A 12,136-nucleotide genomic window follows, 5' to 3' on the forward strand; every position below is an offset into this window, starting at 1 on the left:
GCTCGTCGTGGAGCGCAGGGCTTTATGTTTTTACTGCGTACAGATTGCCGTCGTCACTGCGGAAGTACACCACGCCATCGGCCACGACCGGAGAGGATTCTATGGTGCCGTCGGTCCGGAATTTCCAGCGTTGTTTTCCTGTGCTGGCGTCGACGGCGTACAAGTGCTTATCGTCGCTGCCGACATACACCACACCATTACCCACGGCCGGCGATGAGCCCACCATGCCATCGGTCCGGAATTTCCAGCGTTGCTTGCCCGTGCTGGCGTCCAGGGCGTACAAGTTCTTGTCGTTGCTGCCGACATAGACCGCACCATCGGCTGCTACCGGCGACGAAGGGAAAAGATACTGGGGGACTGGGAACCTCCATCGTTCCTGTCCTGTGTCGGTGTCCACGGCATGCAATTCGTCCTCCGTGCTGCCGACATACACCATGCCATAAGCCCTGAAAGGCGATGATTCCACCCAGCCGTCAGTCGGGAACTTCCAGCGCAGCTCGCCTGTGTCGGCGTCCAGGGCGTACAAGTTCTTGTCCCTGCTGCCGACGTACACCAGGCCATCGGCTACGACCGGCGACGAGAATATGCCACCGTCGGTCGGGAACTTCCAGCGTAGCTCGCCTGTATCGGCGTCCACGGCATACAGGTTGCTGTCGTAGTTGCCGATGTAGACCACGCCGTCGACCACGCAGGGCGACGAATCCATGTCCCGACTGGTCAGGAACTTCCAGCGTTGCTTGCCGGTGGAGGCGTCCACCGCGTACAGGTTGTAATCCCAACTGCCGAAATAGAGCAATCCGTCAGCCAGGCACGGTGAAGAGGCGCTGCCCGTTTCCGTGACATTTTCCTTGACGCCAGAGTCTCGAGTAACACCGTTGGAGAACTTCCAGCGTTGCTGACCAGTCCTGGTGTCCACGGCGTAAAGGTTGTTGTCGTAGTTGCCGATGTAGACCATGCCATTGGCGACGACTGGTGAAAAGGAAGACTGGACAACACCGGCGGGGAACTTCCAGAGCAGCTTGCCGGCATCGCCGCCGGAGCTGTCGTCGAGCAGCGTCCAGGTGGCGAGGCCGAGTGCTGTAGCGGTCGTGCCGGCAAGGCCGAGCAGGGCCTGTCGGCGGGAGATGCCGGATCGGTGAACGGGCCTGGTGAAGGGCTGGGCTGTGGCCTCGTCATCACCCGGCCCGCCAGGCTTGAAGCGCTGGGAGTGTGCTGTCCTCGCTGCTCCGCCCAAGGGGCCCTCCTCAGAGGGCGGGGGGCCGGTCTGAGGGCTGGGGGAGTGCCGGTGCGGCGGATGCTGCGTGGAGTGCGCCGGCTGTTGGGCTGGGGTGGATCCGCCGGGGCGGGTGACGCTCGGGGCGGTGGGGGGACGCTGTGCGGTTTGGGCGTGGGCCTGGTGCACAGCGGATTCTGGTGCCGTGCCAGTGGACGCGGGTTGTGCGGGGTGAGGCGGCTCGGCGGGCGGCAGAGAGGATGGCCCTGATGGTGCGGGAGACGGGCCAGTGGTGTCGGGCTGGGCTGCTGTCGGCGGCGTCTGTCGCGCCGGGGGTGGCGTGTGGGGCAGAGGTATGGAGGCGTGTTCGCGGACGAGTCGGGCGATGTGGCCGGGCATCCAGTCGCGCCCGGTGAGTTGGGCCAGGGCGGCGGTTGGTTCCCGGCCTGCGCCGCCCGCCGTGGTCAGCTCACCAAGCAGGGCGGTCACGGTAGGGCGCTGCCCGGGCTGCTTGGCCAGGCAGGCTGCCACCACCTGGCGCAGTTCGGGCGGTAGGGGAGCCAGGTTGGGCGGTTCGTGGACGGCACGGTAGTACAGGGCATGCGCGGCACCGATACCGAACGGGCCGGTGCCGGTGGCGGTATAGGCCAGTACCGCGCCGAGGGCGAAGACGTCGCTCGCCGGCCCGACGAGCTGGCCGGTGAGCTGTTCGGGGGACATGAAGCCTGGAGTGCCGATCGTCATGCCGGTCTGGGTCAGCGCGCTGGCCTCGTCAGCGAGGGAGATGCCGAAGTCGATCACCTTCGGACCGTCGGCGGCGAGCAGGATGTTGGAGGGTTTCAGGTCGCGGTGGACGACCCCGGCGGCATGGATGGCCTCCAACGCTTCGGCCAGTCCGGCGCCGAGCGCCAGCACCGGCCGGGCGGGCCAGGGGCCGTAGTAGGCGATTGCTTCGCCCAGCGATAAGCCGGGGACGTAGACGGTGGCCAGCCAGGCCGGGGAGCCGGTCGGGTCGGCGTCGACCACGCCAGCGGTGAAGGCCCCGTTGACCCGCCGGGCGGCACTCACCTCGCGGGCGAAGCGGCGGCGGAAGTCGCCGTCCCGGGCCAGGTCGGGGCGGACCACCTTTACCGCGAACGCATACCCGCCAGGCGAGCGCGCCAAGTAGACCTGGCCCATTCCGCCGACGCCGAGCCGGGCCACGATCCGGTAGCGCCCGACCTGCCGAGGGTCCTCCGGCTCCAAAGACTCCGAACACTGCCACCACCCCACGCCCCCTACCCTGGCTCGGTGGTCCCCCAAGGGCCTGCCTTCGAGCCGCATCATTTCGGATATTGCCCTTTGGATGTGGCTTTTGACTCATACAAGGTTTTCGTATGTGTTGGCACCTGCTCGACGGATGCCATGCGGGAGTCCGGGCACCGGCCCGGGCGAGCTGTCGACACCGCCTCCTCCACCACCAGGACGTCGGAGGAGTCACTCACCCGTTCCACCCGCACATCGATCCCGGGAAACAGCACATCCTCGACCCGTCTTGCTCGCCACGGCAGGAAGCACCTTGGTGCGGCGTTCAACGGAGTGGGCGGTTGCAGCGAGCGTCGCGCGTGTTGTCGGCTGGAGTTGCCCGCTCGTGGAGTGTGCGGGCCGAGTCAGCCGTTGCAGGCTTGAGCAGTCTTTCGGTTGGTCAGTGGCGTCAGCCAGCCGTCGGGGCATGGGTCCCGTGCCGCTGGCTGGTCGGACGCGGGCGGCAGCGGGGCTCGCCTTCGTTGGCAAGGACTCGCCCTTGTCGGCAATCGCGGCAATCGCGGTCGTAGTCAGTACTTGGTCGGGTACATGCCTGGTCATGGCGGCCTGAGCTGGGGGTGCCTTTAGGACCTGCGGCATGGCAACGCGACTTGTGCAGATCAACATGAGCTGTACTGAGATTTGTGGAGTCCTTGATGCCAGGGTTACGGTCCTGGCGAAGGAGAACCACATCAGTGCCAGCACCACGGAAGTATCCCGACGAGCTGCGTGAGCGCGATCCGCGAGGTCCGCACCACCGGCCGGCCCGTCGCGCATGTCGCGAAGGACCTCGGCATCCACAAGGAAGCCCTGCGGCAATGGGTCCGCCAGGCCGAAGCCGACCACGGCGAGCGCGATGACCGGCTGACCACCGCCGAACGCGACGAGCTCAGGGTGCCCCGGCGCACGATCTGCTGCAGCTTCTGCCCCTCCTGGTCGGTCAGTCTGCGTACACGGACAGGCTCAGCCACCGCGCCTCCGGCGGTCGAATGGACGCCACCGCACATCCAACCGTCGCGACCACCAGCCCGGCGAATCTACGCAATCAGAGCACTATTTAGTTCGGCGCGGAGGGTCTTTCGTCAGGAGACAGGCTGTAGCCGGGCTGCGGGGTGGTGCCTGCCCTGGCCGGGGTGTTCGGGGGGCGTTGGAGTGGCGGGCGGACGGTGTGGTGGCGTGGCTACCGCGCCGGCGCGCGGCGTTTTCTAGGGTTGGTGGGGGTACGGCACGGGGCCGGCCGTCGGAGCACACAGGCGGGTGAGTCATGGAACGGATGACGGCCGGGTCGGCGATGGGCGGGCGCGGGCCGGCCCGGGGGTGGTCTTGGCGGCTGGCCGCCGCGCTGGGGCTGGTTCTGCTGTGCGCGCTGCCCGCTGGGGCGAGGGACGCCGTGCGGGCCGGTGAGGCCCGCACGCCCGTCGGCCCGGCTCCGTATGTGTCCGACTATGGCGGCAACCGGGTGGTGACCCTGTCCGCGTACAGCGGTGAGCAGGTAGCCGTCCCCTTCGACGGTCTGGTGCGTCCGACCGGTATGGCCTGGGACGCCTCGGGCCGGCTCTACGTCTCTGATACCGGCAACAACCGGGTCGTGGTCCTGTCTCCGGACGGTGGGGAGCAGTCGGTCGTTCCGGCGGGCGATCTGTCGCGTCCGCTGGGGCTCGCGGTCGATCCGGCCGGGAACCTGTACATCGCCGACAGTTTCAACGACCGGATCGTGAGGGTGGCCGCCGATGGCGGGGGGCGGAGGGTGCTGGCCACGGAGGGACTGCTGCATCCCTGGGGGCTGGCCTGGTCACCCGATGGGCATCTGTACGTCTCGGACTTCGTAAACGACCGGGTCGTCAGGGTCGCGGTGGACGGCGGTGGCCAGCAGACCGTGCCCACGAGGGGCCTCTCCCAGCCGACCGGGCTGGCACTCGGCGCCGGCGGCGAGCTGTACGTCGCCGACAGTGGCAACAACCGCGTGGTGAAGGTCGCCCTGGGAAGTGGCCGGCAGAGCACCGTTGCCGTCACCGGACTGAACTCCCCGCTCGGACTCGCCCTCGACGGCAACGGCCACCTGTACGTGGCCGACGGGTTCAACAACCGCGTGGTGCGCGTCCGCGAGGCGGGAGGGGGTCAGGTGACGCTCGGCTTCACGGGCCTGAGCACACCGACCGGTCTGGCCTTCCCCCCTGCCCCGGACAGCCCGGGGTACGGGCAGGACTGACAGGGCTCGAGCCGACCTGTTTTGCAGCGACATGCTGAGCGTCATGGCCGCGCGGGCCGGCGTGCCGGTTCAAGCGCCCGTCCGCGGCGGGACGCAGGCCGAAGCGCCGGTAGCCGGGAGTGGTCTCGAAGACCGTCACTTTGGAGTCGGTGTAGTAGGTCCGCTCCAGCCAGTTGCCCTCGCCTATGGTGTAGTTTCGCTCCCCGTCGTCGAACTTGGCCAGCAGTGGCGCTGGCCGTGATGGAGCGTGCGCCGGGGGTCAGCCCTGAGCAGGGTCGCGGAGCCGAAGTCCACCGGGCCCTCCCCGTAGTGCAGTCGAAGCCACTGGAGAGCCAGGTAGGCGCCCACGGAGGGGCCTGCACCGCGGGCGATGGACCCTTGCTCCGTGTGATTGTTCACTACGCCGGGCACACGCAGGCACGGGCCCAGGGCGTTCGCGAGCCGCCGGTTCTAACCGTGTGCCCCGGACAGGACCAGTCCGGTAAACGGCTGGGCCACCCCGCCTGCCACCACCCACATCCTCCATCGCGCCGCGCCGTCAGGTCCGCTTCCAGTTCGGGCGCATTGAGCTCGTTCAGGGTGTGGGTGTATTTCGCCGCCGCCTGTTGGAGTTCGGCGATCACGGGGCCATTGTCAGTACGATTTTCCTTGGATGTGGCCCTGTGCGGCTTGGGTGTGTGCGTTGGCCGCTTCGGGCAGCGGGTAGGTGCTGTCCACGCCGGTCTGGAGCGTGCCCGCGTTGAACAGGCGCCCGATCTCGGCGAGTTGGGGACCGTGGGAGCGCACCTGAATGTTGGAGACGGTGATGCCCAGACGGGCGGTGTCTTGCGGGTCGTACTCGGCGAAGAACACCGGGAGCATGGTGCCGCCGCGCTTGAGGACGGACAGGAAGCGTGAGCTGTCCGGGCCGCCGACGGTGTCGATCACCAGGTCCACGCCGCTGACCGCGTCCGCGGCCTGCGTGCGGGTGTAGTCGATGACCTCGTCGGCGCCGAGTCTGCGCAGGAACTGTTCGTGCCGGCCCGAGGCCACCGCGATGACGTGTGCCCCTTTCCATTTCGCCAGCTGCACCGCGAAGTGGCCCACTCCACCGACGGCCCCGTTGACGAGCACGGTCATCCCCTGGCGTGATCGGCACCGGCTGGTGCACCTGGCCGGTGAAAGGAGATGGCACGTCGTGGCCGAGATCAACCAGGTACTGCCAGGCCGTGAGCACGGCCATCGGCGCCCCGGCCGCCTGCACGTGTTCGATACTGGCCGGCTTGTGCGCCAGGTCCGATGCCGGCGCGGCCACGTACTCGGCGTACGTCCGGCCGTCGAATCCGGGGAACCGCAGCATGCCGAAGACCTCGTCACCGACGGCGAACCCGCGGACGTCCGGGGCGACCGCCTTCACCACGCCCGACATGTCCGTTCCGGGGGTCAGGGGGAACTCCAGCGCCGGCCTCATCTCGGCCGGCATGACCTTCATCCCCTCACGCAGGTACCAGTCCGGCGGGTTGATGCCCGCCGCGTGCACCCGGACGAGCACCTCGCCCGGGCCGATCTCGGGAACCGGCACCTCGTCGTACTGCAGAACTTCCGGCCCGCCCGCTTCGTGGAACTGGATCGCCTTCATCGCGCCTGTCGCTTTCTCGGGGAAACGTTGCTCCTTCAGTCAAGGCCCAGGACGGCATGGCCGTCCAAGACCGGTCCGGCAACCTGATCATTCCGAAACAGCATGACGCGTACCCTGCAAGGGTGAACGATCTCGGACAGGACCTGGAACTGCGGCTCGTGCGCTACTTCACCGTGGTGGCGGCGCACCAGCACTTCGGCCGGGCCGCCGCCGACCTGCACGTAGCCCAGCCGGCGCTGAGCCGCCAGATCCAACGGCTCGAGAAGTATCTCGGCACACGACTCCTGGACCGCACCGCCCAGGGCACCCGGCTCACTCCGGCCGGCCAGACGTTCCTCCCCCGGGCCCAAGACCTGCTGCAGGCCGCCCGCCAGGCTGAGCTGGCCGTGCGTGAACAAGCCGAGACCGAACGAATCGCCATCGGCTACGTCGAAGACCTGGTGATCACTGCCGCCGTACGGGAACTGCGCCGTCGTTGTCCGGACGCCGAGATCGCCACCCGGTACCTGAGCTGCCGCGACGTCGGGGCACTGTCCGACAAGCGCGTCGACGCCCTGATCGCGCGGGCCCCGCTGCCGTTCGCCGCCGACGACGTGTTCACCACCCCGCTGTACGAGGAGCCCCGGATGCTCGCGGTCCCGCGCAGCCATCCCCTGGCCGGCCGCGCGTCGGTGACCGCGGAAGAACTGGCCGGCGAAGAGGCGGCGCCGTGCGCGTTCGAGACCGCAGACTGGACTTCCTACCGGATCCTCGGAGCCGGCGTGGGGCCGGTCGAGAGCTACGAGGACAAGCTCGAACTCGTCGCGAGTGGCGAGGCGATCGCCGTACTACCGGTCGGCGATCGGCGTAGCTCACTGCGTCCCGACCTCGTCACCGTCCCGATCGAGGACGCTCCCCCCAGCCAGGTCGTCCTGGTCAGCCGCAAGGGCGACCCGAATCCGATGATCAGGAATCTGCGGCTGGCTGCCGAGGCCGTCCTGACCGCACCGGCCCCCTGAGTGGGACCAGCCGACCCGCTGGGCGCTGAACGGCACCCAAGCGGGGCTCACGCGCGCCATGTTCGTCGCGCATCTGCCGGTATCGCTCGGGGTTGTGCTGGCTCAGCGTCCGGCCCTGTGAAGCGGCGAACAAACACGCCGTCCCGACTCGGCGGGGTGGAGGTCGGCGATTCGGCGTATCGCCGGTCCGGGCGGGTAGGCGACTTTGCGGCGGGCGTTGCGGGCGGCGGTCAGTGGCAGGGTGCCGATGGAGGGGAGTTGGTCCACGACCTCCAGGACGATGCCGGCCTTTGTCTTGGGCTTGTCGATGACGGCCCGCAACTGCGGTTCGCCGTTGGGCAGGGGTCTTGTCGAAGACCTTCTTCCCGGCCGGGGTGTGTCCGTGGCCGTGATGGTTGCTCTTGCTGGCGTCCGGGCCGGGGGAAGACGCCCGTCTCGTCGATGTCGATCACCGTGCCCCCCGCATGCGTTGATGCCGTGCCGGCCTCGGGGTTGGAGCCGTTCGCGCGTATCCACGTCATGCAGACCTGCCGCCCGCAAGCGGCCCGGCATTCGGCCGGGCCGGGCGGCGGCCGGACCTCTGATCAGTGTCTGTGACGGCACCCCTCGGGCCCGGTGACACCACCCTCAGGTCATCCGCTCGACGGGGGGTAACAGTCATGCCGGGCCCGGAGGCCGGCGGCCCTCTTGCAGGACCGCCAAGAAGAGAACGGGGTCCGTCAGATGGGCTGCATGGCGAAGCTGAAGAGGCCGTCGGGGGTGCGGATGGTGGCGTAGCCGTTGGTGGTGAACTGCGGCATCTGCTCGATCCCGGAGAGCAGGAGCTTCTTGTCGCGTGCGTCGAGTGCGGCTGCTGTGCCGTCGAGGTAGGCGTAGAGGATGCCGTTGCCGGGGAGGGCGTTGGGCGTGATGGTCACTTCGTCGGCGGCCTGGCGCCACAGTTCTTTGCCGGTCTGGGTGTTCCAGGCGACGGCGCCTTCGCCGTACTGCACGACGGTGGTTTTGCCGTCCGGGGTGATGGCGAGGGCGTCGTCGTCGGTGGTGCCGTTGGTGTCGATGGTGGGGCCTTCGGTGAGCCGTTTGCCCGTCTTGACGTCGATCAGCGTCATGACCGCTTCGGTATCGCCGTAGGAGGACCATTCGAGGAGGGCTGTGTCGCCTTCGAAGGGCATCAGCCGCGCACTGGTCGCTTTGTCCTCGGTGACCTGCTGGGCGATGGCGGCCGGCGGTGTGAGGTCCTTGGTGTTCCACACGTCCTTGCCGGTGCGGACGTCGGTGGCGGTCAGCCACTCGGCGTGGGGCTGGAAGGAGATGTCCTGCTGTGAGGTGTAGCCGAGGCCGGAGCCGACCGCACCGTCCAGGTCGATGTGCGAGGCCTCGGTGGTCAGTGGCTGCCCGTCGCCGATCGGGGTGAACACGGCGCCGTCGGCCATGCCGGCTTCCACGAGGTAGCCGTTTTTGACCGGGGTGGACATGTGGGTGTCGTCGTCGAAGGTGGAGCTGCCCAGTTTCTCGCCGGAGGGTGCGTACATGGTCAGCACGGTCTTAGTCGAGGCTTTCTTCAGGCCGTCCGCCGGGGTGTCGAGGCGGTTGCGGATCAGCAGGGCGGGCGAGCCGTCCCGCCACGTTCCGACCTGCGCGAGCGCCACCGTCGGGGAGGAGGAGTCGCCGCTGTCCGCGGGGAGGGCGAAGTCGAACTTCTTGCGCAGTGTGCCGCTCTTGGCGTCGAGGAGCCGGGCGGTGAAGGTGCGCGTGCCCGACTGCCCGTCGCTGTAGCCGGTGACGATGACGGCGTCCCCGACCGTGCAGATGTCGAGCTGCGTCGAGTCCTTCTCAGAAGCCTTGCCCGCGCAGTTGCCCGCCTCGTCGGCCGCCAGGCTCCAGGCCGGCTGCGCGGCCAGCCCGGGCACCGGCTTGCCCTTGTAGGCCGGGCCCTTCGGCGCCGCGGGAGAGGACTGCGTGCCCTTCCCCGCCTCCCCGCCGGAAGCCTTGGCATCGGATTCCGCCCCCGCGGAGCACCCGGTCACCATGCCTGCGGACAGCACCAGACCGAGTGCCACCGTCGTACGTATGCGATTCAACTTCCTTGCCCCCGTCGTTCCTTATGAATTTTCACGGCCAGCGGGTCAGCTTACTTTGATCATGAACCCGCCCCTTGCCCGGCATGCCCGCAGCCGGCCCGGCCGCGCACACGGCCCGCCGTTCATCGCTCCAGCGCCCTGGTGGGTATGCCGGTGCGGCCGGCCGTCTGGTGCTGTCGGCCAGGGGGAGTTGTTCTCGCCCACTGCCTCAGGAGCGCGCTGCCAGAGCATCACAGTGTTTCCCGCTGCCGGGCGGACTTGGACAGATGTGGGCTTCAACGGGGCGGGCTGCACTGCCTCTGCTGTGATCAGCACCCCGCCGTCTTCCTCGATCGGTTTATCGGACCCTTCGCGGGGACGGAATGCACTTTCAACGCTCGCGCGTGGGCGCCGGGTTTACAGCTCGGTCCATGGGCAGGGCGGGCCGCCGGTGAGTGGTGTCCATACGGGTGCGGAGGGGCCGTGTTCTTCGATGTCTTCGAGGACGGCGGCTGCGAGGGGGACGTCGCGGGCGAGGGCGGCGACGAGGGGGTGCTGGGCCATGACCGACGAGCGGGTGCGCAAGGCGGCCTACGTGTGGGACGTCTCCCAGCGTGCGAGTGTGGTGCTTTTGGGCGTGGTGCCGATGCGGGCGGCCTTCTGGATGCCCCGGTCGCGCGAGCCCGCTCTCATCACCGAGTGCAGGGACCACCTGTACCGGCTCCAGACCGTACAGAGCGTGACCTACGGGGCGAGCGGTGCCCGGTGGGCGGAATGCTCGACCTGGGATCCGCCTTCGGTGCCTCCTTCACGGCTTCCCTTGTCACGCTGCCTGAACTGGTCCGGCGACTGCGCCGGAAGGCTGTGTGACGGCTGGGCGTGCCTGCCATGGTCCGAAATTCGCCCGTCCAACAGGCAACTCACACACCACATTTACCCCTCTCACGGGTTGGTCACAGATCCGCTCGGTCCGGGGGTTGACCGGTGGGTCGTGCGCTGTCCGATCCGATGCCACTGACCATGGCACTCGCAGACGAGGAACCGATGACCAGTCAGCACCAACGCAAGCGTGTGAAACACTCGGCGCTCGCCGTTTTTGCCGCGCTAGCCGTCGTGGCCGCAGTGGCCGCCACCGCTCCCGGTGCCGGGGCGGCGCAGGCGGGCACGCCCGGCATGCCGAAGCTCAAGCTGATCGCGGCTTCGAGCGCCGTGACGCTGGACCGCTGGGAAGGGGAGGGAGAGGGGGAGCGGGGCGTCTTTTTGGACTTGGGGACGTACGTCACCGTCGACGGTGCGCCGCTGGAGTTCAAGGTCAAGCGTAAGTCGTACAAGGATCCCGTCGTCGCCCAGCAGGTCCTGCGAGACGGCACGAAGACCACGACCAGGGCCCTGCCCGCCGGCCTGGTGAAGGACTTCTCCGGCCTGCCCGGCTTCCTTGAGGTGTCGCTCAAGAATGCGGCCGGCCAGGAAGTGGCCAAGACCAAGGGCTCCTTCTGCCCGAACAACGCCTCCGGCCGCATCCGCCCCGACGCTCCGGCGACGTCCCACTATCCGGAGAGCTGCCCCACCAACCCGTTCACGCTGGGCTCGGTGTGGGGCGTGGAGAAGGGCTGGGCGTCCAACTCCAGCACCGTCGACTACGACAAGCCGCTGGACCTGCCGGTCGGCCAGTACACGGCGAAGGTGCGGGTCGCGAAGAAGTACCGGGACCTGTTCGGCATCCCCGACGACCAGCCGACGATCAAGGTGACGGTGCGTGAGGAGACCGGCGGGGGCGGGGGCATGGGCCTGACGGCCCGCTCCGGCCACGCTGCGCATCACGCCGGCGGCCCGGCGGGCCACCACTACGGCCCCCGGGGCGCCGACGCCCCCACCCCGGGCGCCCTGTCGCACGCGCTCGAAGACCGCGGCCTGGCCCACCACCTGGGCGACGGACGCGGCCACACCGACGGCTCGCGCATCGCGCCCGCGCTGAAGGCCGCCGACAAGCGGCCCACCGGCCGGGCGGGCGTCCCGGCGAACGCGCCCAAGCCGGATCTGCGCTCGCTGCCCGCCTGGGACATCGCCATCACCGACGGCGAGGACGGCGACGTACCCGGCAAGGACTACCTCGCCTTCAGCGCCAACGTCTGGAACGCGGGCCCGGCGCCCCTCGTCGTGGACGGCTTCCGCAGCCCGGGTAAGGACCTGATGGACGCTTACCAGTACTTCTACGACGCGAACGGCAAGCAGGTCGGCTACACCCCCACGGGCACGATGGAATGGGACCCACGTATCGGGCACGAGCACTGGCACTTCACGGACTTCGCCAGCTACCGGCTGCTGAGCGAGGACCAGACCAAGGAGGTCCGCAGCGGCAAGGAGGCGTTCTGCCTGGCCAACACCGATGCCGTCGACTACACGGTCAAGAACGCCAACTGGCACCCGTACAACACGGATCTGTCGACCGCCTGCGGCGAGCAGAACTCCATTTCCGTCCGCGAGGTCCTCGACGTCGGCTCCGGCGACACCTACACCCAGTACCGCCCCGGCCAGTCCTTCGACATCACGGACCTGCCGAACGGCACGTACTACATCCAGGTCATCGCCAACCCGGAAAAGCGCCTGCAGGAAACCAACACGAAGAACAACGTGGCCCTGCGCAAGGTCATCCTCGGCGGCGAGCCGGGCAAGCGGACGGTCAAGGTACCGCCGCACGGCCTGATCGACGCCAGGTGACCGACGCCGGGTAAGCGGCGCCGGCCCGCAGACCGC

General features: G+C 68.6%; 5 protein-coding genes and 4 pseudogenes. 4 read left to right on the forward strand and 5 right to left on the reverse strand.

All coding sequences use genetic code 11. The features are described from left to right. Window positions 1–22: 22 nt before the first annotated feature. Window positions 23–2,485 carry an outer membrane protein assembly factor BamB family protein gene (locus tag STRCI_RS42870; RefSeq protein WP_269664394.1) on the reverse strand — a complete coding sequence of 821 codons (2,463 nt, stop codon included), beginning with the start codon at window positions 2,483–2,485 and terminating at the stop codon, window positions 23–25. A gap of 741 nt (window positions 2,486–3,226) precedes the next feature. Here STRCI_RS42870 and STRCI_RS43675 point away from each other — a divergent pair. Together STRCI_RS43675 and STRCI_RS42880 are read left to right on the forward strand one after the other, a co-directional pair. Next, window positions 3,227–3,331, forward strand: a pseudogene (locus STRCI_RS43675) (transposase); the annotation flags it as partial. Window positions 3,332–3,761: 430 nt separating this feature from the next. Then, window positions 3,762–4,706 (forward strand): virginiamycin B lyase family protein, encoded by a 945-nt coding sequence (locus tag STRCI_RS42880; protein ID WP_269664395.1) that lies wholly within the window; start codon window positions 3,762–3,764, stop codon window positions 4,704–4,706. 633 nt (window positions 4,707–5,339) lie between these two features. Here the strand turns inward: STRCI_RS42880 and STRCI_RS42885 are convergent. Then, window positions 5,340–6,324: pseudogene (locus STRCI_RS42885) on the reverse strand (NADP-dependent oxidoreductase). 122 nt (window positions 6,325–6,446) lie between these two features. Here STRCI_RS42885 and STRCI_RS42890 point away from each other — a divergent pair. Next, window positions 6,447–7,322, forward strand: coding sequence for a LysR family transcriptional regulator (locus tag STRCI_RS42890; protein ID WP_269664396.1), 876 nt, complete (start codon window positions 6,447–6,449; stop codon window positions 7,320–7,322). 144 nt (window positions 7,323–7,466) lie between these two features. On the opposite strand, the pseudogene STRCI_RS42895 reads toward STRCI_RS42890, so the two are convergent. The 3 genes and pseudogenes from STRCI_RS42895 to STRCI_RS42905 form a co-directional block, all read right to left on the reverse strand. Beyond that, window positions 7,467–7,774 (reverse strand): annotated as a pseudogene (locus tag STRCI_RS42895) (IS110 family transposase); the annotation flags it as partial. 267 nt (window positions 7,775–8,041) lie between these two features. Next, window positions 8,042–9,403, reverse strand: coding sequence for an outer membrane protein assembly factor BamB family protein (locus tag STRCI_RS42900; RefSeq protein WP_269664397.1), 1,362 nt, complete (start codon window positions 9,401–9,403; stop codon window positions 8,042–8,044). Window positions 9,404–9,799: 396 nt separating this feature from the next. Beyond that, window positions 9,800–9,952: pseudogene (locus STRCI_RS42905) on the reverse strand (replication-relaxation family protein); the annotation flags it as partial. Between the two features lie 450 nt (window positions 9,953–10,402). On the opposite strand from STRCI_RS42905, the gene STRCI_RS42910 reads away from it, so the two are divergent. Then, window positions 10,403–12,100 carry a lysyl oxidase family protein gene (locus tag STRCI_RS42910; protein WP_269664398.1) on the forward strand — a complete coding sequence of 566 codons (1,698 nt, stop codon included), beginning with the start codon at window positions 10,403–10,405 and terminating at the stop codon, window positions 12,098–12,100. Window positions 12,101–12,136: the final 36 nt, after the last annotated feature.

Origin of the sequence: Streptomyces cinnabarinus (assembly GCF_027270315.1) — a bacterium.
Taxonomy (GTDB): Bacteria; Actinomycetota; Actinomycetes; order Streptomycetales; family Streptomycetaceae; genus Streptomyces; species Streptomyces cinnabarinus.